At 39.5% G+C, this 22,578-nt stretch carries 27 protein-coding genes and 2 pseudogenes; 13 read left to right on the forward strand and 16 right to left on the reverse strand.

Translation table 11 applies throughout. From position 1 onward, the window contains the following. Nucleotides 1-12: 12 nt before the first annotated feature. Nucleotides 13-678 carry a GntR family transcriptional regulator gene (locus tag ACEWFH_RS14925; protein ID WP_473724613.1) on the reverse strand — a complete coding sequence of 222 codons (666 nt, stop codon included), beginning with the start codon at nt 676-678 and terminating at the stop codon, nt 13-15. 212 nt (nt 679-890) lie between these two features. On the opposite strand from ACEWFH_RS14925, the gene ACEWFH_RS14930 reads away from it, so the two are divergent. After that, on the forward strand, nt 891-1,181 hold the full coding sequence (locus tag ACEWFH_RS14930) for a late competence development ComFB family protein (protein WP_066237155.1): 291 nt from the start codon (nt 891-893) through the stop codon (nt 1,179-1,181). A 198-nt stretch (nt 1,182-1,379) separates the two neighbouring features. Then, entirely contained in the window at nt 1,380-1,580 is a 201-nt protein-coding gene (gene cspD, locus ACEWFH_RS14935; RefSeq protein WP_066237152.1) for a cold-shock protein CspD, read from the forward strand. 93 nt (nt 1,581-1,673) lie between these two features. Here the strand turns inward: cspD and ACEWFH_RS14940 are convergent, their stop codons facing one another. Together ACEWFH_RS14940 and ACEWFH_RS14945 are read right to left on the reverse strand one after the other, a co-directional pair. Next, a complete protein-coding gene (locus ACEWFH_RS14940; RefSeq protein ID WP_473724614.1) occupies nt 1,674-1,826 on the reverse strand; it encodes a hypothetical protein in 153 nt (50 codons plus the stop codon). Between the two features lie 304 nt (nt 1,827-2,130). After that, nucleotides 2,131-2,775, reverse strand: coding sequence for a hypothetical protein (locus ACEWFH_RS14945; protein WP_473724615.1), 645 nt, complete (start codon nt 2,773-2,775; stop codon nt 2,131-2,133). A gap of 366 nt (nt 2,776-3,141) precedes the next feature. Here ACEWFH_RS14945 and ACEWFH_RS14950 point away from each other — a divergent pair, with 366 nt between their 5' ends. Next, nucleotides 3,142-4,617, forward strand: coding sequence for a methyl-accepting chemotaxis protein (locus ACEWFH_RS14950; RefSeq protein ID WP_473724616.1), 1,476 nt, complete (start codon nt 3,142-3,144; stop codon nt 4,615-4,617). Nucleotides 4,618-4,696: 79 nt separating this feature from the next. Next, nucleotides 4,697-5,221: an NUDIX domain-containing protein gene (locus ACEWFH_RS14955; protein ID WP_473727316.1), complete on the forward strand. Its 525-nt coding sequence runs from the start codon at nt 4,697-4,699 to the stop codon at nt 5,219-5,221. Here ACEWFH_RS14955 and ACEWFH_RS14960 read toward each other — a convergent pair. Together ACEWFH_RS14960 and ACEWFH_RS14965 are read right to left on the reverse strand one after the other, a co-directional pair. Further along, complete coding sequence (locus tag ACEWFH_RS14960) at nt 5,199-5,495, reverse strand: hypothetical protein (protein ID WP_473724617.1); 297 nt, start codon at nt 5,493-5,495, stop codon at nt 5,199-5,201. The two genes, ACEWFH_RS14955 and ACEWFH_RS14960, sit on opposite strands and share 23 nt — an antisense overlap. Before the next feature lie 583 nt (nt 5,496-6,078). Next, nucleotides 6,079-7,185, reverse strand: coding sequence for a hypothetical protein (locus ACEWFH_RS14965; protein ID WP_473724618.1), 1,107 nt, complete (start codon nt 7,183-7,185; stop codon nt 6,079-6,081). Between the two features lie 106 nt (nt 7,186-7,291). Here ACEWFH_RS14965 and ACEWFH_RS14970 point away from each other — a divergent pair, with 106 nt between their 5' ends. Then, nucleotides 7,292-7,627: a ribonuclease M5 gene (locus tag ACEWFH_RS14970; RefSeq protein WP_473724619.1), complete on the forward strand. Its 336-nt coding sequence runs from the start codon at nt 7,292-7,294 to the stop codon at nt 7,625-7,627. Between the two features lie 45 nt (nt 7,628-7,672). On the opposite strand, the gene ACEWFH_RS14975 is transcribed toward ACEWFH_RS14970, so the two are convergent. The 3 genes from ACEWFH_RS14975 to ACEWFH_RS14985 form a co-directional block, all read right to left on the reverse strand. Beyond that, a complete protein-coding gene (locus ACEWFH_RS14975; RefSeq protein WP_473724620.1) occupies nt 7,673-8,107 on the reverse strand; it encodes a VOC family protein in 435 nt (144 codons plus the stop codon). A 17-nt stretch (nt 8,108-8,124) separates the two neighbouring features. Continuing rightward, entirely contained in the window at nt 8,125-9,348 is a 1,224-nt protein-coding gene (locus ACEWFH_RS14980) for an MDR family MFS transporter (protein ID WP_473724621.1), read from the reverse strand. Between the two features lie 361 nt (nt 9,349-9,709). Beyond that, the gene (locus ACEWFH_RS14985) at nt 9,710-10,345 is read right to left on the reverse strand and encodes a DsbA family oxidoreductase (RefSeq protein ID WP_473724622.1); all 636 of its coding nucleotides are present in this window, start codon (nt 10,343-10,345) and stop codon (nt 9,710-9,712) included. A gap of 284 nt (nt 10,346-10,629) precedes the next feature. Between ACEWFH_RS14985 and ACEWFH_RS14990 the strand changes: the two are divergent. Together ACEWFH_RS14990 and ACEWFH_RS14995 are read left to right on the forward strand one after the other, a co-directional pair. Continuing rightward, nucleotides 10,630-11,255 (forward strand): annotated as a pseudogene (locus ACEWFH_RS14990) (deoxynucleoside kinase). A 75-nt stretch (nt 11,256-11,330) separates the two neighbouring features. Beyond that, the gene (locus ACEWFH_RS14995) at nt 11,331-11,546 is read left to right on the forward strand and encodes a hypothetical protein (protein ID WP_473724623.1); all 216 of its coding nucleotides are present in this window, start codon (nt 11,331-11,333) and stop codon (nt 11,544-11,546) included. Between the two features lie 19 nt (nt 11,547-11,565). Here the strand turns inward: ACEWFH_RS14995 and ACEWFH_RS15000 are convergent, their stop codons facing one another. The 7 genes and pseudogenes from ACEWFH_RS15000 to ACEWFH_RS15030 all read right to left on the reverse strand — a co-directional run bounded on the left by ACEWFH_RS15000 (nt 11,566) and on the right by ACEWFH_RS15030 (nt 17,040). Continuing rightward, nucleotides 11,566-11,898 (reverse strand): hydrolase, encoded by a 333-nt coding sequence (locus tag ACEWFH_RS15000; protein WP_473724624.1) that lies wholly within the window; start codon nt 11,896-11,898, stop codon nt 11,566-11,568. A 372-nt stretch (nt 11,899-12,270) separates the two neighbouring features. After that, nucleotides 12,271-13,205: pseudogene (locus tag ACEWFH_RS15005) on the reverse strand (magnesium transporter CorA family protein). Between the two features lie 116 nt (nt 13,206-13,321). Beyond that, on the reverse strand, nt 13,322-13,669 hold the full coding sequence (locus ACEWFH_RS15010) for a cupin domain-containing protein (RefSeq protein WP_473724625.1): 348 nt from the start codon (nt 13,667-13,669) through the stop codon (nt 13,322-13,324). A gap of 11 nt (nt 13,670-13,680) precedes the next feature. Continuing rightward, nucleotides 13,681-14,103, reverse strand: coding sequence for a DnaJ family domain-containing protein (locus tag ACEWFH_RS15015; protein ID WP_473724626.1), 423 nt, complete (start codon nt 14,101-14,103; stop codon nt 13,681-13,683). 106 nt (nt 14,104-14,209) lie between these two features. Further along, a complete protein-coding gene (locus ACEWFH_RS15020) occupies nt 14,210-14,719 on the reverse strand; it encodes an MFS transporter (protein WP_473724627.1) in 510 nt (169 codons plus the stop codon). Then, a complete protein-coding gene (locus tag ACEWFH_RS15025; protein WP_473724628.1) occupies nt 14,719-15,432 on the reverse strand; it encodes an MFS transporter in 714 nt (237 codons plus the stop codon). The genes ACEWFH_RS15020 and ACEWFH_RS15025 overlap by 1 nt, the downstream gene beginning before the upstream one ends. A gap of 648 nt (nt 15,433-16,080) precedes the next feature. Further along, the gene (locus ACEWFH_RS15030; RefSeq protein WP_473724629.1) at nt 16,081-17,040 is read right to left on the reverse strand and encodes an ABC transporter substrate-binding protein; all 960 of its coding nucleotides are present in this window, start codon (nt 17,038-17,040) and stop codon (nt 16,081-16,083) included. Between the two features lie 187 nt (nt 17,041-17,227). Between ACEWFH_RS15030 and ACEWFH_RS15035 the strand changes: the two genes are divergently transcribed. From ACEWFH_RS15035 to ACEWFH_RS15060, 6 genes are all read left to right on the forward strand, one after another. Continuing rightward, nucleotides 17,228-18,238: a FecCD family ABC transporter permease gene (locus tag ACEWFH_RS15035; RefSeq protein ID WP_473724630.1), complete on the forward strand. Its 1,011-nt coding sequence runs from the start codon at nt 17,228-17,230 to the stop codon at nt 18,236-18,238. Then, nucleotides 18,235-19,278 (forward strand): FecCD family ABC transporter permease, encoded by a 1,044-nt coding sequence (locus ACEWFH_RS15040; RefSeq protein ID WP_473724631.1) that lies wholly within the window; start codon nt 18,235-18,237, stop codon nt 19,276-19,278. Before ACEWFH_RS15035 ends, ACEWFH_RS15040 begins: the two co-directional genes overlap by 4 nt. A 16-nt stretch (nt 19,279-19,294) precedes the next feature. After that, nucleotides 19,295-20,113: an ABC transporter ATP-binding protein gene (locus ACEWFH_RS15045; RefSeq protein ID WP_473724632.1), complete on the forward strand. Its 819-nt coding sequence runs from the start codon at nt 19,295-19,297 to the stop codon at nt 20,111-20,113. Continuing rightward, complete coding sequence (locus ACEWFH_RS15050) at nt 20,088-20,846, forward strand: IucA/IucC family C-terminal-domain containing protein (RefSeq protein ID WP_473724633.1); 759 nt, start codon at nt 20,088-20,090, stop codon at nt 20,844-20,846. Before ACEWFH_RS15045 ends, ACEWFH_RS15050 begins: the two co-directional genes overlap by 26 nt. A gap of 89 nt (nt 20,847-20,935) precedes the next feature. Beyond that, a complete protein-coding gene (locus ACEWFH_RS15055; protein WP_473724634.1) occupies nt 20,936-21,220 on the forward strand; it encodes a hypothetical protein in 285 nt (94 codons plus the stop codon). Between the two features lie 15 nt (nt 21,221-21,235). Continuing rightward, complete coding sequence (locus tag ACEWFH_RS15060; RefSeq protein WP_473724635.1) at nt 21,236-21,958, forward strand: hypothetical protein; 723 nt, start codon at nt 21,236-21,238, stop codon at nt 21,956-21,958. A gap of 229 nt (nt 21,959-22,187) precedes the next feature. On the opposite strand, the gene ACEWFH_RS15065 is transcribed toward ACEWFH_RS15060, so the two are convergent. Next, on the reverse strand, nt 22,188-22,535 hold the full coding sequence (locus tag ACEWFH_RS15065; protein WP_473724636.1) for a cupredoxin domain-containing protein: 348 nt from the start codon (nt 22,533-22,535) through the stop codon (nt 22,188-22,190). Nucleotides 22,536-22,578: the final 43 nt, after the last annotated feature.

Consider the following 22,578-nt stretch of genomic DNA (forward strand, 5'->3'; position numbering starts at 1 on the left):
TTTTTCATCTCCTTAAACAATATGTTGAGGGTCATCCTCAAGAAATGCTTTTAGCGTATTCAACTTATGATTCCTTGCAAAAGTCTCTATCATCTTCGGATCTTCTCTTCTTTCAAGCATTTCAATCAGTTGATAGTGTTCAGCGATTGAACGCTTCATTCTGGATGGTTTCATGGTTGTACCTAATTTGCGAACTGTGCCCAATCTTTCCCATGTTGAATGAATCTGTTCCATTAAAAACTGATTGGTGCAGTACTGGTAAGTGAGTTTGTGAAATTCTTTGTTGTAGTTGGAGAAGAGAGAAAAATCAAGGGAATCAAGTGCATCTTCCATAAGTCTTGTATACGCTCTTAAATCTTCAAGTTTTTCATGAGGAAAGTGGGTAGATGATTCTGCAGTCGCAAAACCTTCCAATACGGCTAAAACGGATAGTGTTTCTAAATATGCTTGTTCATCGAATGGGGTTACAATCGCTCCCGAGTAGGGTTTAAATGAAATTAAGGAATCCGCTTCAAGCAATCTGATCGCTTCACGAACAGGAATGGCACTCGTTTGAAGTTCCCTTGCCAGTTGGTCGATCACTAGCTTGTGACCAGGCGGATACCTGCCATCTAAAATACGAGAACGGATGACTTGGTAAGCATATTGCTGTTTGTTTGGTTTATGTTGAGTCTTCATATTTCTATGTTAATCTCAAATCATATATGATTTCAAGTTTATTTTCAGAAAAATCATATATTATAGTCAATTTAGTAAGATAGTAACGATTGTGAAAGGAAACGAAAATAACTATAGTTAAATAGTCTTGTTAAATGACGTATAAGTTTACATATGTAGTAAGAATAAGCTATTCTATTCATATAGATTGTGTATAAAGGGGTAAAAAGCCCATGAATGTAAAAAATGCTATGGAAATTCTAGTAGACGAAGCACTAAAAAATTATTGGGGACAACTTCAACTTCCATGCAAATGTGAGATTTGTAAAGCAGATGTATTTGCGATTACACTCAATAATTTGCCTCCCCGCTATGTGTCAAATGAAGATGGCTATGCTTTTGTTAAAGCACAAAACTTCGATGATCAATCAAGGGTAAATATTTTAAACCAGATCGTTAAAGCAACTGGCATCGTAGCTACACGTCCTTCACACGAATTAAAACCATCTCCTGCTACTGAGTAGAAGGAAGATGGTTTTTGTTTTCTCCAACTAAGTCCTGTCTCTTTATTCCTATTTTTCAGAAAAGTTCCTTGCGAGAGCATTACCAATTGTGATATATTTGTGACAACCATTCAGTACTGGATTTCGTCTTAATTTAAGAGTTTGAAAGTAGTTTGGTAATTCCGGCACAAATGTGCAAACGTTCTAGGAGGCATTCACATGCAAACAGGTAAAGTAAAATGGTTTAACGCAGAAAAAGGTTTTGGATTCATCGAGGTTGAAGGTGGAGACGACGTATTCGTACACTTTTCTGCAATTCAATCTGAAGGATTCAAATCACTTGACGAAGGTCAAGAAGTAGAATTCGAAATCGTTGACGGAGCTCGCGGACCTCAAGCAGCTAACGTAACTAAAAAATAAGCCTAAACCATATATAAAAACCCGGCAGCGATTGCCGGGTTTTTTCTATGTATGGCTTTATGAGCAAATGAAGAGGCTCCCTTGAGGGCAGCCCTAATTTTTCATTCCAATTTTCATTTTATAGTTATCAATTTTCCCTAGTATGTCTACCTTATCTTCTTGAGAGAAAATACCTAGTTTGTGAAGAATCAATGTGTACTGCTGCAGCTTAAATAATGAACTCTCTTTGTACCACATGGCAATCACCTATCTTTCCTAAAGGAAACTTTTTTATCCTTTGTAAATATTATATGCCACATGCTACATTTATGATTCTTTTTTGTGATTAACTTTGATGTTCTTGAAAGTGGTTGATTTCCGTTCTAGGTGCTTCGCTTTCCGGGGGGCAGGCGGTGAGCCACATTTGTACGTTCCACTCTTAAGTGTCTCACCTGCCCGCCTGTCCCGCAGGAGTCTCGCACCTTCCACTCCAATCAACTTCGCAAAGAAGATAATGAGCAAAAATTAAGTTGAAGCTAAAACCTAAAGAAAAGAACCATTGAAGTCCACTTTATTTTGTTTGAAGAGTGGAAAGCATTGCCCAGATGGCTTTCTCCCATTTTGCTGCATTCTTATGCTCTGGTAGATTCACTGTGTATTTTACGAGATCTCCGTTACTTAGATTTTGAATCACAATGTACTTCTTGAACGAATCTTTTGAAGCTGTGATAAATAGTGAAGTAGATTCAAATGCCGGGCCTGCTATCTCACTGCCATTCACTTCTTTTACCTCACCAACCGCTTTCAGTTCATCGTTTGCCCACTCTTTTAAATCATCAATTGAAGCATCTTCTGAGAGAGGCTCTATTCGTACAAAAGTCTCAGCAAAAGCCGTAGCAAAAAGTAAATCCTTTCGCGGTTCTTCAGCTGTAAACTCAAAGTCTCCTAGTTTATAGAAATGGTAATCCAGCTGTTCACTCTTTGTTAGAGTTGCTTCCTCTTCCACCGAAGTACCGTTTACAGAATAATTTAGCATTTTCGTTTCTGTCTCTTCATCTGAACTTGTTTCTAAGGGTGTTATCTTCTCAAGCAGCCATTGATCGTTCTCATTCTTTTTATACGTGATGTTAACTTTTGATCCGTCTTTTAAATTTGCTACCGATTCTCTTACCTCTTCTGATAAACGAAGAACGAGAGTCTCACCTGCAGCTTCCACCTCAATTGAATTATTATCGATCTGCCCAATGTACGTACCTTCTTCTTCAATAGAAGATACTGGTTCTGAAGCTGGCTCTTCTTTTGTTTCTTCCTTACTTTCTTTTTGTGACGGTTCAGTTGTCTTAGCTGCGGGTTCTTTTGTTTCAGGTTTTTTGATTCACTACTACATGCTGAGAGCAAAACTACTAACCCTACTGTTAAAACCATTGTCCATGTCTTTTGTGTCATTATTAATCACCTCATAAAATTTGACGAAGGTCGTAAAAAAATTGTTACTTCCTGGCAAAGCATCTCTTTAATTTCGTAAAGATATTGTCGATATAATGAACAGCACTTATACATTCTAAAACGGAGATGACTAAATTTGAATCCATCATTTGCCTCAAATTTACAAACGAACAAACTTGTTACAAAAATGTTATGGGGAATGTATTTTCTAGGTTTAGGCAGTACATATGCAAGTACAAAAACAATCGATAGTGTCATGTTCTATGGAATAGCTGGATTGTTTATTCTTGTCTCACTTACTGTCTGGACGTATCGAAAGTGGGCACCTCATGCTGTTCAGTATTATGTTGTTATTGGCTTGACTGTACTGACGCTTATTATGGCAGACACCAATCCAAAGATCTCCACTTACCTTATGACTTATGTATGCTTAGCTGTTATCACGTTGTATCACAACTACATTTCTATCTTACTATCGGGTATTTGCGGATTATTGTTAACGAATTTTTTCTTTTTTCAGTACAAAGATACAATGTTTGCCGGACAAGATCCTAAAATAATCATATCCTTAAATGTGTTTCTAATCGTTATTACTGCAGCACTTGTCGCTCAAGCAAAGATTGGTCAGCGTATGCAACACAATATTTTAAACGCTGAAAAACAAGCGGAAAGCGACAAAAAGAAGCTTCAGCATTTATTAGCCAAAATACAAGATGCATCAGAAAACTTGCATCGTTTTAGTCAATCTGTAAAAGAAAACGTAACTAGAACGGGTGAAATCTCAAGCAACATCACATACGCTTTTACCGAAGTTGCAAAAGGCGTAGAATCTCAGGCTGTGAGTGTTGGCGGAATGAGCCAATCTGTAACCAGTACAAATGATGTAGCAAAGGGACTGTTTCAGCACTCTAACGATATGAAACAACTGTCTGAACAAACCGCGTCTATTACTAAAGCTGGTGAAAACCAAGTATCAGTGCTCACTTCAAAAATGAAAGAAGTAAACGCACTTATGAATCAAACGAACACATTGATGCACGAATTAAATGCTCAAAGTGAGTCGATTGAAGGCATCTTAACAACGATAGAGGAAATCTCCTCACAAACAAACTTACTTGCTTTAAACGCAGCCATTGAAGCAGCACGAGCTGGCGACCAAGGCAGAGGGTTTGCAGTTGTAGCCGATGAAGTCCGCCGCTTAGCAGAGGACTCACAGAACTCCACGAAACAGATTGCTAATATTCTTGGGGAAATCCGAAGTAAAGCTCAACAAGCTGCTCAATTTGTAGATGGTTCACAAGGCGTTGTCACATCAAGCCTTGAAGCAACGCAGAAAACTGCCGATAACTTTACCCAAATTCTATTAAACACCGATCAAGTTGCTGCACAATCTTCACAAGTTCAAGAACTGATTAATCAATTATATGAATCAACAGGTTATATTGTAGGAGAAATCCAGTCTGTTTCCGGAATTGCAGAAACATCAAGCGGATCCGTAGAAGAAGTTCTAGCATCGGTTGAAGAACAGCATCGATGTGTGGAAGAAGTCGTTGAAAGCTTTAACCAGTTCGAGGCACTTACCTCAGAACTGAATGAGCTTGTAAAAGAATAATTGGTAAAATGCCTTTTCATGTTAAAGTGAAAAGGTGTTTTTTTAGGAAGGAGGTTATTGTATCCATACACATAAGGGCATTTATTGTATATGTATAAATGAGACCGGACACCTGCTTGTAATTGAAAAAAGGGGTGGTCCTTATAAGAATCGCCTTGACCTACCTGGCGGGACACCTGAAGAAGATGAATCAGAATATGAGACAGTAGTCCGTGAAGTCTTAGAAGAAACAGGCTATCACGTATTAAGAGGTGTGAGGTTAGGAGAACGCTGTTACGAGCTGCCGTGGAACTATAAGCAGTGGACTCTTTCTCAACATACTACTGTTTATTATGTATGTTCAATTGATGCAGATTCAAAAATGCCTATTGCAGACATACCTCTTCAAGATTCAATAGGTATTCAGTGGGTCGAACCTCACGATTTAATGGAAGATTGGTGTTCCCCGCTCGTTTGGGAAGCAGTTCAATATGTATCATCAAAAAGGATTCCTGTTCACATGAAAACGGATCATTCTTGGGAAGTACTGGAACACTCGCTATACCTAAGAAATAAAAACAACCGCCCTTTGGCGGTTATTTTTAATAGCAATAAAACGAACTGATTTGGCGTGTATCCATTCCAAAGTATACCCAGCGGTTACCGGTCCAGCGGAATCCTGCGATCGATCGACGTCCAGCAAACGTAAGCCAAGCCCAGAAACCTGGTCCCCATGTTGGCCAGATGTAAACGTATTGATACAGGCAAGGTCGGATCGCACCCGGATCAACTGCATATACACCGAACTGGCCACCGCCACCACCTCCTCCGCCTCCTTGCAAGCTAAACCCTTGTGATTGGGACGGTGTGAATGAAGGTGGTGCTGATGTTGGTGCCATCCCACCTCCACCGCCACCGCCGCCTGGTGGTCCGCCTGGTGGTCCCCTGGAGGGCCGAATCCTTGCCCGCCACCCTGTCCGCCTTGGCCAGGAAAGAAAGGAAAACTTCTGCTATTCAAACTATTCAACTCCTGTAAAATTGTATTCGCTTCATTTTATTCATCAACTTCTGAAACGTATAGACAAGTATCTAGTAATGGAATAAAAGGATTGCGGCAGGCTGAATTCGGGTATATTACATGAAACACCTATGATTTTAAAAAGGAGGATGACAAGATGGGACGAATCAGCAAAGGAATTAAAGGAATGGCTTTCGCCTATTTATTAAAACAAGGAAAAAGAGGCTGCTGCCTATTATTAAGCGTAAATTAAAAAGCAGATGAGTAAATTGGCCCCAAATCTGGGGTCAATTTTTTTGTTTTGTTGCTGGTTCAACCATACAATAGGGTGAATTCATGTCGATATTTGACAACTCGCCGATATATGTTAAAAACTCGCCGTATTATTGTAAATTCTCGCCGGATTAGTGAGAAAACTCGCCGGATTATATTGTGAATTTCTCGAATTATCATGTTTCAAACTTTTAATCACCTCTATGTTCTCTATAAAGCATCATCTCATCGCGAAGAAAACGAACCTCAAACTCAATAACCGACATCTCTATTTCTTTTTGAAACAATCTGTAAAAGTTTTCTTTATTGTTGAGCAAAAGATTTTTTATTTTCGCTCCTTTACCATCCCGAACTAGCTGATCGACCGCATAATAACTTTGACGATATGGAAGATGCGGGGAGTTACGGCGGTTTTCATATGCCCATTCTTCTACAGAATCTAATCGTGTAAATGGAATTAAGTTAAGCGGAGCAAAGTTCGGTACTTTTCTTACACTTTGTTTACCTGCATACTCTGCAATGCCCTCTTCAAACCACCTAGGCAAGTGGCGATTATCCATCCCGTTCTCAGATAAATAACTTACGATCCAATGGTGTGTGTACTCATGACCGATCAATTCTAGGAATCGGTCGCGATCGTCGTCCATTTGTTTCGTAACAAGCAGGTGAATTGTTTCTTCAGACGGAACATAAAGCGCTTGCAGGTTTTCATAAGAATGGCTAGGCAAGTGTTTTTGAAAGATTAAAGGGTTTCGATATAAAATAATCGTGACTGGAACAGGTTGATGCTCATCAATCGCTTTATTATGGGAAGCCTGAACTTTGCGGATATGCACTTGTGCCGCCAGCGCCAATTTGTCATCATGTTTTTCATAGAAAACGGATGAAGCAGGATCGGTTTTACTTTCTAGAGTCTTTAAGAATGTAATCCTCTCAAAAATCCTATCTTTTTCAACAAGCAGGGCTTCCATATAGTATTGATTTTTCACTCTAGCTGATAGGGTTTGGGATAATGAGGTTTCTAAAACATAGTTTGTTACTGAAAAAAAGACCGTTGATATCGTAATAAGAATAATGATAAAGAATGAGATTCGCATTTTTTGTTTGGCTAAAGATGATGAGTTTTTCTTCAGCAAACCGATAAATCCCACACAAAATACAATGAAACATAAAATTAATATGAGTACACCGCTTATCAAACCTTGTATGTCATTTAGCAGCAAAAACAAACCATATATAACCAGCGGCCAAAAGAAGCTATGAAAAAGTCCTTTCACTATGTATAGCAGCTTCTTCAATTCATACACTTCCTTTTCATTGTCCAAATAAATTCTTTGAAGTTGTACTATTATCGATATGCTCTCCATAAAATTATAATGAATCTTATGTTTTACAGGAGGCGCTATGACCGGATACATCGTTGAAGGCAAAAGTGATCAACTGAGAGTGCAAAGTGTTCATCCACATGCCCATTTTGTGATATTAAACGGGATATCGTTTCGTCATAAAGAAAGAAGGGCGATTGAAGAAGCATTAATTCTTTGTGATGAAGTTTATGTATTAACTGATCCTGATGAACCTGGTGATAAAATCGCAGTGAAAATCATGGAAACGTATCCCGAGATCAAACGGATTCAAATTGATCCAAAGAAAGCACGTAATGTTCGAGAACACCGTTATAAATATGGTGTTGAATATTGCTCCAATCAGTATTTAAAAGAAACGCTGCCTGGAATCTAGATACGTTTATAAATTTCTTTATGACTATTTCATTACCCTCTTCCTCTAAACAAACTTTACAAACCATAAAAAAAGACTGCAAAGAAGTTCTCTGCAGTCTCTATTTCTATTTACTTTCAAAAATTCAAGGGACTCTTCGTCAGGACCATAAAAGAAAAAGTATTTTCCATTTGGAAGTTCCGTAATTTCTTTGTCTTTCATCATAACACCTTTTTCTTTTAACCATTCATACTTCTCTTCAATGTTCGTTACAGAAAAGGCGATGTGATGAACTTTCCCTTCATTCGTAACCTCTCCCGTATAACCAGCAATTAATTCCACAAGCACTTTTTCTTCAACTCCTAAAAATGCTAGCTCTACAGGAACACTTGTATGATCGAAGCGATCTAAAAGTTTTAGTCCAAGTACCTCCGTGTAAAATGCGATTGAATCATCCATGTTGGATACCATAATACCTGTGTGTTCAATTCCTGTTATCATTATAAAATTCCCCTCTCTTAAGTTGAAACAGACTGTTGATCTGTGAGTGTTTTGCGAATACCTTCTCCATACTGAAAAAACGGTAAAGACAAAAGTGAGATAAGCGTTAAGCAGCCGAACACGTAAAAGCCGTGTTCAAATCCAAACGTGCTTAATAGCAATCCGCCAATCCAAGGTCCTGCACTAAATCCTATCGAACGAAAAGACATCGCTCCAAAATATGTACCCCTCATATGCTCTGGCGCTAGGTCGTCTAGAAGCACATCACTCATTACAAAAACTATAATTTCTCCGATCGTTAAAAAAACCATTGAGATGACGAGGAAAATCCAGCTAGTCGATAAGCCGAAACCCAATAGCGCAAGGCTGAATGCAAAACTCCCAAACCGCAGTGCGTTCATCGGTTGAAATCGTTTGACATAGTTCGTGACAGGAAACTGCAAAAGTAAAACCGTCACAGCATTTGTTACGACTAGATAAGCAAACAGCTTCACACCGTTCTCAAATTGCGGAGCGTTTCCTATATATTGCGCAAGTGTAGTATCCATTTGTGACTGTGCCATCATAACAATTGTGTTCCCAATCAGAAAAAAAGCAAGCACTTTATCTTTTGATAGAACGAGGATAGCGGACTTCATCGAGAATTTTCGTTCTTCTCCGGCTTTTAATTCAGATGAGTTCCCTTTTAACGTGATGACGATTAATAAAGCATACATCAAATATGCAACTGCCGTAATATAGAACGCTTTTGTAGACGATGTTGTTCCAAGTTGCGTTCCAACAACAGGTCCGATTGCTGCACCGACATTGATAGCAAAATAACGTGCATTAAATACGCTTAGCCGGTTTTCCTTTGTTGTGACATCTGCAAGCAAAGCCCTGGATATCGGTTCAAACCAAGAGCGGCAAAGTCCGTTCAACATATTTAATAAAAAGAAATGCCACACTTGATCCGCAATAGCAAATCCAACAAACACTGCACTCCACGTAAAGATAGCGACTGTCATCACAGGCAATCGTCCGATGCGATCCGATAAATATCCTCCAAAGAAACCGCCAAATGTTCCGGTAAGTGCACTGATGCCAATAATCAAACCTACCATAAAAGGCTCAATTCCTTTTTCACTATACAAGTAAATCGCTAGAAAAGGCATCGTCATAAAAAATGCCGCTCTTGTAAAAAGTGTACCCGCTATGATTACTAGAACAGCAGGATGCCACTTCGCTAAAAAACCCCTCATCTCTCTTTTCCTTCTCTCTTCTTGTTCTGTTTTTCTACTTTATCACTTTTTTTAAGAAATCGAAAAGAAAATTAACATTTTTTGAAACTTTCTATCATTTCATTCGTCTTATAATGGTGTACTCCCTTTCCCGAAAAAGCCCTCCCTAATGGGCTTTTTTCTTTTGTTTACAGAAGTCTTTAGTCCGTCAGCGCGACTTTGTCACAAAGTGATAACGTTTATCAAAAAAATCACATATTCAGCCATTTTTTTTAGTGTCTTGCTATATTATAGACATCCCTATCAACAACCCCTTTTTTCATTGTTAAGAACGAAAAAGAGCGCTAAGAAGGAAATCCTTCAAAGCGCTCTTTTTTAGTTATTATTCGCATTCGTCACCTTCACAAAACTCGAATTTCGCATCTCGAATGGCACCTCTTAAGGCCCGTTCAATATTTGCCTGAGGATGAAGACCTTTTAATACCCGGTCACCGATAAAGATGGTAGGAACAGCTGTAATTTGCAGTTCTTCATTCGCTTGCTGCAAATACAATTCTCTCTCCATTTTAAATTCACGGGATTCTAACGCTTGTTGAAACTTTTCACCATCAAGACCAATATTTTCGGCAATTTCTCGGAGTACCGCAACCTCTCCAATATCTTTTCCTTTTTGATAGAAAGTCTTGAAAACTTGATGTGAATATTCCTTCTCTTTACTATGCCTTTTCGCAAAAAGCAGACCTTCATGTGCAAAGTGTGTATGAGGCTGAGGCGAGACATCCGGCAAAATCATTTGAACACCCATTTTTTTCGAAAGAGGCTGAACGGATTCCTGCCATGCTCTTTGTAAATAGTCGCCTTCTGGTTTCAATGTTTCTTGCGGGTATGGACGCAGTTCGTATGGCATCCACTCGATATCAACATCTTTATCTTTTGTTGCTTCTAGTAGTGGTTTTTCTGCTAGGTAGCAATATGGACAAACAAAATCCGAGTATACTTTTATTTTTATGGTCATCATGATTCCCCTTACTTACGCCTCTTTTTATGAGTAGCTTTTGATTATTTGTGGCACTTATTATCTTTCCCGTATCGTTATAATTCAAGTGATATGGTTGTGGCTATTGAATACTCTTGCATAGTTCCCCTACATAATTTACTTGATCAGCAAACAACCTCTGTTCACCTTTTGTATTACATGATATATTTAGAAAGGCTATTTAGCCCTACATACCATATATAGATGATTCATTTTTATTTCTTACATAAGTATCGAATTGAAACGGAGGATATACCGTGATTTTAATGGCAGGTATGATCGGTACGGGTAAGTCCACATATGCTGAGTTTTTGAGTGATCAGCTTGGCAGCGAGATTTTTACGAAAGCGTTGTTGACAACCCTATTTTACCCGATTATTACAAAAACCCGAAGCGATGGGCTTTCCCGCTTCAAATTTATTTTCTAAATACTCGCTTCAAAACCATTCGCCAAGCGAGAACGAGTCCAGATAATGTTCTGGATCGAAGTCTTTATGAAGATTTGATATTTGCAGAACTTAATTTTGATTCTGACAATATGACACAGCTTGAATTTGACACATACAAGGATTTACTTGAAACGATGATGAATGAAATCGATAAAACCCCAAAATCACGTCCCGATCTACTCATTTATTTGGACAGTGATCTTGATACAGTATTGAGCCGCATTCGACAAAGAGGCCGTTCTTATGAACAAGTGGATGAGAATCCTGAATTATTAGCCTATTACAAAACACTTCATGCTAAATATAAAGACTGGATTTCAGCTTACGACAAGACAGCGGTATTGAAAATTGAGAGTGATCAATACAATATATTTGATAAGAATGATCAGGAACGCATTTTAACGCTCGTAAAAAAAGCTGCAGCGCCTAGAATCATTAAATGAACCTTCAGTCTTGATGCATGAAACCCGCTGATTTCACAAAAGCTAGGATAAACAAGATTTAAGGAGTGAAAACGTTTGTTTACACTAATCCTGATATTGTCTGTTCTAATTATGGCTGGTGGACTTTGGTGGACGATTCAACTCGGAAGAAAGCAAAAAACGTATACACAAGATAAAGTAAATGCTGCTGTTACGAGACATACAGCCGTTCTTAACCCTATATTTTTAACATATATCGGTTTTACTGCTGTAGTAATTATCATCATTTACATCGCATTTTTCGTCTACTAAAAAGGTAAAGGCCAAGAGATTACTCAGTCTCTGGCCTTTTTACATGATTATAATTACTCATGGTCTCTATAAAATTCCGCGTTTCTTCCTGCCCCAAATCATGAATCAGCTGATAAACTTCTCTTAACTTCACATCATACCGGTCGTTATCCCGGTCATTTGAATAGGGAACATAAGGTAGATGTGTACGAACAAACGTATCATTCGCCGTACTTTCCATCTCATCAAACATTTTTGCAAGCTTTCTTACGTCTTCGTCTGATGCAGATATTTCAAACTGAAAGGTCGAAGCTGTTTTTACTGGAAGAATTTCACCAGTCTCTACGTTTATATAATAAGGTCTTTTTTCCAAGCGCGCCGCCTCCTTTTCCTTATTTTCCGCCTCTTGTTGTTTTTTATGTAGGCTGTTTTCGTATTCATTGTTGCATTTGAAAGTAGTTGATCTCCGTTTCAGGTTGCTCGCTTTCCGCGGGGCACGCGGTGACACCTGTCTAGTTGCAGTGGCTAGCCCCTCGAGGTCAAAAGTTAAACGGACAAGAAGGCAAAGTGCGCCTTCCTAGCCCATTCACCTTTTGCTTGTCGGGGCTGAACGAGCCACTTCCACTTTTCGGACTGCCCGCCTGTCCTAGCCGTAGTCTCACACCTTCCACTCCAATGAACTGTCAAAGAAGACAATAAAAACAATATTAAGAAAAATTTTTAGAGAAGAGCCTTTATGTAACACTCACCACCATCTTTTTTTCTTAAAATAACCAATGATGCATATTGCCATCACTAAGGACAGCATTAACATCAAAAAATACCCGTAATGCCATTTCAATTCAGGCATATACTCAAAATTCATTCCGTATAATCCGGCTAAAAAGTAAGTGGAATAAAGACTGCACTAACCAGTGTCAATGTTTTCATAATGGTGTTCATGTGATCAGATTTTAAAGACATCTGCAGATCTAAAATACCTTGCAGATTTTCCTTAAAACTGTCAAAGGCTGCAGTTACTCTTGAGAAAGAGGAAAGCAGATCTTTAAAGTAAAATCCGGACTCCTCATTCGCGTACTCAAAGTCATCGTGCCCCATTTTCTGTATGATGCTCTCTTCTGCTTCAACAAATTGCCTTAGCTTATGCAGACGGCTTTTCCATCGGTATACATCTCGGCCGATCTCCCGTTTTTGAGGATCAATGAACACACTTTTCTCAATCTCTAAGAACTCATCTGACAGCTGATCCACAACTTCTAAATAGGAACTAACAATATCTTTCATGAAATAATACAGCATGTAGCTCACATGTTTCATATGCTCTGGGTTTTCTGAAAAATCTTTTACAAGCTGTTTCCTAAAAGGAATCTCACGTTCAGCCAATACGATTAAATAGCTATCACCAATCAAAAGATTTATTCTTACAGGTTCAAGGCTCTCTGTTTCTAAATAAAAAGTGGAAACAACAGCATGGTTTGCATAAACATTAATTTGAGGATGTTCTGAAAAGCTTGTGAATGCAGCTTCAGCTAATGGGTGCAGCTGTAATTGCTGCAAAATGCCGTCGCTCTGCAATTCATGAGGAGACTGATAGAACATCCAAAGCGTATTACTTTCTTTGGGCATTTCAAAATGTTCTATTCTCTCTGTTTTATTCGTGGCATTTGTGTATCTTAGCATCTTTTTGCTCCAATTACGTTTTTTACTATCTTTCCCTTATCTTGAGCAGTCATGTCAAAAGATTTCTGATACAAAAAAGACCCTTTGCAGTTAAAGGGTCACCGTGCTGATGCTTTTTACTTTTTCACAACCACTCTGTCCCCATGTGCAGGGGGCTGAGATGTTACAAGAAATTCTGCAGGACTAGCTGATTCGTTACGAACTTGATGAGTTGTTCCTGCAGGTATCTCTATTCCTTGATGAGCGCCAAGTAGTATTTCCTCTCCATCTTTTTCAATAACGAGTTCTCCGTTTAATAAAAAGAAAAATTGGTGTGAAAACACATGATAATGCCTGACCTCAGCTGATTGAGGAGGCATTTTTTCATGAATGATGCTCAAATCATCATGCTTAAGAAGGTGCCATCCATCACATGCATCTCCCCATTGGTAATGTTCTGCATTTAACGTACTTATTTTCGACATACACCCTCCAATTATTTCTTCAAAATGTCCCCCAGATTTACTTTCATCCGCTGTGCAGTTGGCGGACAAGTTAAGTTATGCTGAAACACTTTTTGGTTAATGGTTTCTACTGTTTTTTTGATGTTATATTCAACCGTATACGTTTTTAGTTCTTCTTTTAATACGTCTATCTCTTGACCAAGTTTCACCCAATTCGGTAATACGTTATTATCTTTCATAATTTTATGAAGTCGTTTTTCCGGATTGTACACAAGGTCTTCGTCAATATTGAGAGGTTTGCCAAGCCCCTTTAGATCATCAAAAGCTCCTTCTTTTTTTGCGCGGTTCACTATTGCTGTTATATGATCTTCGTAAAACCAAGCGTTTGTTTGCTCGTCCTTCATCAAGATTTCGCGTTTCTGTATTTCCTTTTCTAATGACGGTTTTTTATTCATTGTAAAAACCTCCAGGAATAAATTTATTACTTACTTATACATTATGTTTAATTCGTTCATTCCCTTGGAAAAAATATGGCATTTCTGTAGACAAAATGTGTACATATTAAGAACCCTTATCTTCTGGTTTAAAGTTACGTATAAATGGCAGTGAAAACACCAGTATAGCCACTAACATCTCCATTGAGCCTCCCCAAACAAAAACATCAGCGGCTCCTATTTTTTCAATAAGAAGACCTGCTGTCCCTGCTGCAATAGGTTCTGAAATCCCCATAATGATCACCATAATCCCGATTACACGTCCAAAAAGCTTTGGAGGAATAAGCGCATGGTTTACGCTTGGGGCAATGACGTTAACAGCTGCTTCAAAAAAGCCTACAAATGAAAGTAGCAATAACAAAACCGCAAGTTCCTTAGAAAAAAATCCTATCAAAACAATGCTTGCTCCTTGCAGAAAGCATGTTAAAAGCGTCATATATGGTTTTGGTCTATGGATGACGAATAAAGAGAACACGATAGCAGCCGACACGCTTCCAACTGCAAGTGACGTTTGCGCCCACCCATACCCTTTAATGCCAAAGTCTAATTCTTTCATTAGGAATGGCAGGCTGACCATTACCGCCCCAACCGCCGCGTTCGCAAAAAAGCAAATACTGCCATAGTAGCAAGTACAGGGGCACTTATAAAAAACGTGAATCCCTCTTTAATACCCGCAAAGAAAGATGAGTGCTCTTTTTCGTTTTCTTCCTCTTTTACCTTTATAAAAAGAAACAATCCCGCAGCAACAAAGAATGCCACTCCATTTATAAGAAAAGCCATTTTAGCGCCATAAACGGCGTAAAGCATGGCTCCTAAAAGCGGCCCAACTACTCCAGAAGCCTGTCCTGCCATCATAAGAAGGCTCATTGATTGCGTGTAATGCTTTTCAGGTACGAGACGGGTTCTAAAAGTGATACCAGCTGGTTCACTAATCGCATCGATCAGTCCAAATAGAACACCTGTGATGTAGAAATAGTAGATCGGAGGCTGCGCGTAAGCGATGACTAGGAATAGAAACAGCAAGATAGCGCCTCTTCCCAAAGCAGAACCGATAAGAAGTTTCCTTACCGAAAACCGGTCAACAACCGCTCCGCCAAAAAGAATAAACGAAAACTTTGTCAATGTCACAAGCAATATGTATGTTCCTACAATAACAGGTGATCCTGATAGCTGAACGAGCAGCCACATTAGTGTAATCATAAAAATACTGTCGCCCATGGCCGTTAAAATCGAGCTTAACCAAAAGTAAAGAAAGCTTTTATTGCGAAAAATCTCCCCAGATAACCTCATAATGTTTTCTTCCCCTATAACTTCAATCTTTTTACATTTATTATAAGAAAGTTCGATGGCAAAAACGATCACTAGTTGAAGGATTTTGTGGCCGGTGTATGTACTTACCTAACAACTAATGAAGCTGTAAAGGTGTGCTGCGCGCAATAATGCAGCAACTACCCGTGAAAAAGAGAATTGCGCGTGAAAGTTGCAGAAAACCGCGCGTAAAATGCTAAGCATTGCGCTTAGTTGAAAACAATAAAAGAACTGCTCTTTCAATAGATTTTTTAAATTGTGAATTTCTAGAAGCTTGTTACTTTCAAGATTTTTTTATTATAAGCTTCATTGAAAAGTTGATTGGAGTGTAAGGTAGCGAGACTCCTGCGTGCCATCCACTTGGGATTCATCTAGCAAGGCATGCGACGAGGAATTCTGCTTCGTTAGGATTCCTTGAAGACGCAGGAGCACAAATACTTTCTTGAAGGTGAGACACTTAAAAGTGAAACGTACGTATTTGGCTCACCGCCTGCCCTGCGGAAAGCGAGCAACCTGAAACGGAAATCAACCACCTTCAAGAACATCAATGCACAAGCAAACAGCTCTTTATAAAGCTCTTTATAAAAAGAAAGGAAGCGAATGCTCGCTTCCTTCCCTCACAAACAACTATTATTTTTGTAAGAAATACTCCTCTAGGTCATCAAGCATTAAGTTCGCCGCTTTAACACCGCCAGCAGTATTCCAGATCGCATCATCTACCTTGTGTGCATTTCCAGCTTTCACAACTTCAAGGTTCTTCCAAAGCGGATTGTTTGTCCATTCTTTTTCCGTTTCAGTCGCTTTTCCGTCTCCTGCTTCATATGTGAAGTAGAATAGGATGTCACCGTTCATATCAGGAATACGCTCTTGTGTTACTTCTTCCATAAAATCATCTTTGTTTTGATCTCCAGGGCGTGCAAAACCCAGTTGATCAAGAATTACACCTGAGAATGAATCTTTGTGATAGATACGAGATGTTCCAGGTAGGAAACGGATTACGGAAACTTCCGTATCTAATTGATCAGCTGCTTCTTTCTTCATGTCTTCAATACGTTGGTCAAATGCAGCTAAAACTTCTTTCCCTTTTTCTTCTTTATTTAATGCTTTTGCATATAGTTCGAAATTGATTTTCCAATCACCACGAAGCTCTTCAGAGAATACTGTTGGTGCAATTTTGTTTAGTTCATCGTATTGCTTCTCTTGACGCTGTTTGTTACCAATAATCAAGTCTGGCTTTAAAGCTGCGATCTTCTCAACGTTAACCGCACTCTCGTCACCTACAACTTCTACGCCTTCCATATCACCTTTAATGTGGTCATACCAAGGATCACCTAACCAAGATTTAACCGCACCAACTGGTTTTACACCAAGAGCGAGAACTGCTTCAGTTCCTTCGTTTGTTAAAACGACAACGCGTTTGTTTTCTTTTACTTCTGTAGTACCCATAGCGTGCTCAACTTTATAAGAAGCAGAAGCTCCTTCTGATTTCTCTTCTTCTTTCGCTTTATCTTTTCCGCCGCAAGCTGCTAAAGCTAGCATGAGAGTTAGGACAGCTGCAAACGCAAGCCATTTGTATGTAATCTTTTTCATTCTGTTTTTCTCTCCCCTTTTATGTTCGTGCAAATGATAATGATAATCAATTACAATTCGTATCATAATACGTTCTGAATCCGTTGTCAATAACTAAATGATAATGATTTTCAAAGTCATTGACAGATTCCTCGTTTACTTTTAAACTATTAATTGAGAATACTTTTCATTATATAAAAGAGGACTTATGAACGGAATATTATACGGAAATAAAAGAAAAGCAGCAGGATTGATTCTGGGTGTAATTTTAGCGCTCATTATTATGGTACTTAGTGTTGTTCTTGGTTACACCAACACCTCATTAAAACAAGCCATTGAAGCTTACACGGCCTTTAACGGCTCGAACGAACATCTTATTATTCAACTATCTAGAGTGCCTCGCTCTCTTGTTGGTATGACAGTCGGCATCTCATTAGGAATTGCCGGCGTTCTCATGCAAGCGCTCACTCGTAACCCAATCGCATCTCCAGATATTTTCGGGGTAAATGCTGGTGCAGGATTCTTTATTGTTTTTGGTGTTACTTTTCTGGGAGTTTCATCCATTCAACAGTTTATGTGGATTGGTTTCCTAGGAGCGGCAGTTGCAGCAGGAATGGCTTACGCACTAGGGTCTGCCGGTAAAGGCGGACTTACACCAGTTAAGTTAACGTTAGCAGGCGCTGTAATGGCTGCCCTTTTTGCTTCTCTCACACAAGGAATGCTCGTGACAAATGAGAAAGCGCTTGATGAAGTATTATTTTGGCTGGCAGGTTCAGTAGAAGGAAGAAAACTTTCCATGCTTGCTGCTGTTATACCTGCTCTTGCAGTGGCTTGGATCATCTCGATTCTATTGTCTCGTCAGTTAAACGCTTTTGCACTTGGAGAAGATGTCGCAGTTAGTTTAGGACAAAAAACAGTCGTTTTTAAATTAGCTGCCGCTTTAATGGTAATCTTGCTAGCTGGCGGATCGGTTGCAATTGCAGGACCCATTAGTTTCATAGGAATTGTTGTTCCGCATTTTGCAAGATATCTAGTAGGAAGTGATCATCGCTGGATTGTCTCTTATTCTGCTATAATCGGCGGAATTATGCTCGTTGCAGCAGATATTGGTGCACGTTACATCATCATGCCAGAAGAAGCACCCGTTGGAGTCGTTACGGCATTGATTGGAACACCCTTCTTCATCTACATTGTTCGAAAAGGAATTTTTCAAAAATGAGAAAGTACTGGATTATACAGCGTAAATCATTTTCTTTTTTAGTTGATAAAAAAACGACAGTTAGCATATTTGTATTATCCTTGGGGGCACTTCTTGCCATGCTTGTAAGCATCGGTGTTGGAGACATGTACATAGCACCATGGGATGTCTTTAACGCATTGATCGGCACAGGACTTGATATAAATCAGCTGATTATTACTGAATTCCGGCTTCCAAGAGTTCTAGTTGCCTTTATTGCAGGTGCATCTCTAGCTCTTTCAGGTGCTATACTTCAAGGAATCATACGCAATCCGCTTGCTTCACCCGATATGATCGGGATTACAGGTGGCGCTGGTTTTGCTGCTGTGGCTTTCCTAACGATGTTCAGTGATGACGCAAACAACCTTTTGTTAAGCATTAATTACTTGCCGCTATTTGCATTTGCAGGTGCTACGATAGTTGCTTTCTTAATCTACGGTCTTGCTTGGAAAAACGGTGTAACACCTATGAGGCTGATTTTAATCGGCATTGGACTTATGGCTCTTTTACAAGCGCTAACAACTTTAATGATGCTAATTGGACCGATCTATAGAGCCAGCCAAGCGACGATTTGGCTGACAGGAACGGTGTATGGCACTTCATGGAACGAAGTAAAAGCAATACTGCCTTGGTTTCTTGGGTTGATGCCCATACTGGTCCTTCTTGTAAGGCGCTTGAACATTCAAGGCTTTGGTGATGACCTGACAAGAGGAGCAGGAATTTCTGTTCACCGTGAACGATTCATGCTTTTAATGATGTGTACAGCTTTAGCGGGTTCAGCAGTCGCATTTGCAGGAGCTATGGGATTTGTTGGTCTGATTGGACCGCATATTGCAAGAAGAATTACGGGTTCATCGTTTGGCGGATTGTTCCCTGCTTCAGCTTTGATCGGCGGCATCATGGTCGTTTTGGCTGATTTAGCAGGACGTACACTTTTCTCACCTTTAGAAGTACCAGCTGGTGTATTTACAGCGGCAATCGGTGCTCCGTACTTTATCTATCTATTATTTAAAAATCAATAACAGGAGTGGATGACAGATGGCTGTTTTAACAACCTCAAACCTAACGTTAGCTTATGGAAAAGAACCGATCATTGACGAGTTGGATTTACAGATTCCAAAAGGTAAAATCACCGTCTTAATCGGAAGCAACGGATGCGGGAAATCCACTCTGTTACGTTCAATGGCACGGCTGTTATCTCCTAAGAACGGTCATGTTTTATTAAATGGAAAAGATATAGCAAAGCGCTCTACGAAACAAGTAGCTAAAGAACTCGCAATCTTGCCGCAAGGTCCAATAGCTCCTGAAGGTCTGACTGTGCTGCAGCTTGTAAAGCAAGGACGCTTTCCCTATCAATCTTGGCTTCAACAATGGTCACGTGAAGATGAAGAAGCTGTCATGAATGCTTTACGTGCAACGAACTTGATTCCTTTTATGGAAACACCAGTCGATTCCCTTTCAGGTGGACAGCGCCAGCGTGCATGGATCGCGATGACACTTGCACAAGGAACAGACACGATCTTACTTGATGAACCAACTACTTACTTAGATATGACACACCAAGTTGAAATACTTGATCTTCTGTTTGAGTTAAATGAAAAAGAAAAGCGAACAATAGTGATGGTGCTTCATGATTTAAACTTGGCTTGCCGCTATGCACATCATATTGTAGCGATTCAGGATAAAACGGTTTATGCAGAAGGTGCTCCTGAAGAAATCATGAATGAACAATTAGTAGAAGATGTTTTCCAAATGTCGAGTACAGTGATTCCAGATCCGGTTTTCGGCACACCAATGTGTATTCCATATGGAAAGGGGCGAGTCGTACGACATGTCAATACTCCTCAGTACGCCTAAGTCAAATGGTTGGACAGCAGATGAAAAAAATCATATCAGTTCAAACTATCGATTCTCTTTCCAAGCTCCATATGAGAATGAAGTGGTGGTTTCGGCTGAACAACTGCTGAATCAAGAAAACTTGCTTCAATTTTTAGATCAAACAGGACCACGTATCGGATCTAACAAACGTAACGTGACAGCTTCTCTATTCTTTAAAAGATATGCTTATTGCAGCTTAACGTCATGCTTGTATGGTATGACGATGCTCAATAAATCGTTTGATATGAACATTAAGAATGTGTATCTGATTGACCACAACTCTGAAAGCATGTGGCTGCCATCCTTTACCTTAAAAGACGCTTCAGCCCGTGTTTCTACTGAATCCAGAGAAGACTGGCGTTCGAGTGTTATCGAAACCCTTTTTAAAGAGAATATCTCTGTTATGCTAAATCATGTGGCAAGCTCTGCCCGCATCTCTAAAGCTACACTTTGGGAAAACGCTTGGATATACATACGCTGGGTTTATGAAACATGGTTAAGTGAAGATCATCCACCTGAAGTAAAGCAGCGCATTCAAGATGATTATGCGTTCTTTATGGATGCACCAGCATATCATTTTGGCGTAACCAAAAATCCGTTTCACCGTTTCAAGGCTCCCATTGGATGCGGGCCTACAAAGACTCGGAAAACGTGTTGCTTATATTATAAAACTGATAACGGGACTTGTTGTTCAACTTGTCCAAAGCGATAAAAATCGAGGTTTACTTTCCTCGATTTTTTGTTTTTTCTTCTGCATTTCCGGGTATTTTAGTATAGATAGATTGATTGGAGGCGATGGTAATGATGTGGTTATGGATTTTCTTAGCTTTATGTGCTGCTGCGGCACTGTTTATTTTAATTCCTGGTATTAAAGCAGTAAAGAAATCGATGGGAACGGTTCAAAAAATGAAGAATACCGGTGACAGCATCACCGCCCGTATGAACGACGTGAAAACACAGCAACTGCTTCTTCAAGAGAAAAAGGATTATCTGCGTTATGACATTTATCAAAAGAAAAATAGTTTTACAGCCGTTAAAGAAGGCTTTACGGGGTTAAAAGATACCTTTCAGAAAATCAAAAACTAGAGGAATGTGACGATCTTGCAGATTACAATCTTTGTTATGACGGCGGTTGAACCACCAGGTGAACAAACAATGAATGCATTAAGAGAGAAAGACCTTCCTCACTACGAGTTTTCTAAAAGGGGATTGTTCACCGGCTATTGCCTTGAAACGGGCGAACGTTTGTTTAAAGATGAAAATGATACATGGTACGTCTGCGCTTCGTTTGAAAAAGATACGCTTCATGAAATAAAATATGGCAGGCAAACATTTGCCCCACCTTATGCAGAAATTCCATTTGAGCAGTTATCTTTTGTTGAGATGATGGACCGTTACTCATTAAAACCGCTAAATCCCTATTACGATAAAGGATTATGTCACGTCATTGCAGAGGTTGAGGATCTCGATTCGATACCCCTAGAATTACAATCCCGGTTAGCACATGCTGATGGTGATGATGACCCTCAAGTTGCCCATTCTCTTCACTACATAGAATCGAAACTTGCAGGGAAACGATCTCGTTTTCTTTCGGGATGGGAATCGCATTCATTTGCAACGATTACGGAGAGTCGGGAATTTGCTGACGAAATTTTATTCCCCGTTTCTTCGTGGCTTTATTTATTGTATTTTCAGTACTTTCTTAAGAATAACGGTGCAATCCCGTCTGATCAGATGATGCCTCGCTTGCTCGGAAATCTTTGGGCATCAACCATGAAAGATATTCCTTACAATAAGGAATTGCTTCAGATTCAGAAATTGTAGTATTACATGAAGGCTGTTTTCGCATACATTGTAGCTCTTTTAAGTAGTTGATTTCCTCTCCAGGTTGCTCGCTTTCCACGGGGCGTGCGGTGAGCCTCCTGCCGCTTTGCGCCATTAGGAGTCTCAACCTGTCCGCTCGTCCCGTAGAATAGAGCCTGAAGCAACAATCTTTTAGAGAAAAGAGTCTATATGAAAAAAGCCCCCGGCTAGATGCTCGGGGGCTTACTTCTTATTCAACTACTAATTTTGATACCATATCTGCATGCCCATTTCCACAAGGAACGCTGCATCGAAGTGTGTATTCACCTGGCTTAAGGTTTACAACATCTGAAGAACCGCCAGAAATGTTTACTTTTTCGCCTTCAATCATTACTCCATGATTTCCATCAACATTTTCAAGTTTAAGGGCAACTTCTTTGTTGGCAGGAATTTTATATTCTTTTTTATCAAACTCAAAATTACTCGCTTCAATCGTGATCGTTTCTTCTGCATTTTTTGTGCTTTCTTCTTTATCTTTACCGCCACCACAAGCAGCCAAGATTCCAATTGCAAGAACTGCGATTGCTGCAAGCCACAATGATTTTTTAACATATGAATTGCCTCCTTCAGTCTTTCTGATT

Source organism: Fictibacillus sp. EA-CB0309 (assembly GCF_055814265.1).

What these genes read in the sequence shown, in the direction of transcription:
- ACEWFH_RS14980 (WP_473724621.1), bottom strand. Translation starts at nt 9,348, where the DNA reads ATGAGGGGTTTTTTAGCGAAGTGGCATCCTGCTGTTCTAGTAATCATA.
- ACEWFH_RS14970 (WP_473724619.1), top strand. Translation starts at nt 7,292, where the DNA reads ATGACCGGATACATCGTTGAAGGCAAAAGTGATCAACTGAGAGTGCAA.
- ACEWFH_RS15025 (WP_473724628.1), bottom strand. Translation starts at nt 15,432, where the DNA reads ATGAGGTTATCTGGGGAGATTTTTCGCAATAAAAGCTTTCTTTACTTT.
- ACEWFH_RS15050 (WP_473724633.1), top strand. Translation starts at nt 20,088, where the DNA reads ATGTCAATACTCCTCAGTACGCCTAAGTCAAATGGTTGGACAGCAGAT.
- ACEWFH_RS15015 (WP_473724626.1), bottom strand. Translation starts at nt 14,103, where the DNA reads ATGAATAAAAAACCGTCATTAGAAAAGGAAATACAGAAACGCGAAATC.
- ACEWFH_RS15040 (WP_473724631.1), top strand. Translation starts at nt 18,235, where the DNA reads ATGAGAAAGTACTGGATTATACAGCGTAAATCATTTTCTTTTTTAGTT.
- ACEWFH_RS15020 (WP_473724627.1), bottom strand. Translation starts at nt 14,719, where the DNA reads ATGGTCAGCCTGCCATTCCTAATGAAAGAATTAGACTTTGGCATTAAA.
- ACEWFH_RS14925 (WP_473724613.1), bottom strand. Translation starts at nt 678, where the DNA reads ATGAAGACTCAACATAAACCAAACAAACAGCAATATGCTTACCAAGTC.
- ACEWFH_RS15055 (WP_473724634.1), top strand. Translation starts at nt 20,936, where the DNA reads ATGATGTGGTTATGGATTTTCTTAGCTTTATGTGCTGCTGCGGCACTG.
- ACEWFH_RS15030 (WP_473724629.1), bottom strand. Translation starts at nt 17,040, where the DNA reads ATGAAAAAGATTACATACAAATGGCTTGCGTTTGCAGCTGTCCTAACT.
- ACEWFH_RS15045 (WP_473724632.1), top strand. Translation starts at nt 19,295, where the DNA reads ATGGCTGTTTTAACAACCTCAAACCTAACGTTAGCTTATGGAAAAGAA.
- ACEWFH_RS15010 (WP_473724625.1), bottom strand. Translation starts at nt 13,669, where the DNA reads ATGTCGAAAATAAGTACGTTAAATGCAGAACATTACCAATGGGGAGAT.
- cspD (WP_066237152.1), top strand. Translation starts at nt 1,380, where the DNA reads ATGCAAACAGGTAAAGTAAAATGGTTTAACGCAGAAAAAGGTTTTGGA.
- ACEWFH_RS14930 (WP_066237155.1), top strand. Translation starts at nt 891, where the DNA reads ATGAATGTAAAAAATGCTATGGAAATTCTAGTAGACGAAGCACTAAAA.
- ACEWFH_RS14975 (WP_473724620.1), bottom strand. Translation starts at nt 8,107, where the DNA reads ATGATAACAGGAATTGAACACACAGGTATTATGGTATCCAACATGGAT.
- ACEWFH_RS15035 (WP_473724630.1), top strand. Translation starts at nt 17,228, where the DNA reads ATGAACGGAATATTATACGGAAATAAAAGAAAAGCAGCAGGATTGATT.
- ACEWFH_RS14960 (WP_473724617.1), bottom strand. Translation starts at nt 5,495, where the DNA reads ATGGCACCAACATCAGCACCACCTTCATTCACACCGTCCCAATCACAA.
- ACEWFH_RS14985 (WP_473724622.1), bottom strand. Translation starts at nt 10,345, where the DNA reads ATGATGACCATAAAAATAAAAGTATACTCGGATTTTGTTTGTCCATAT.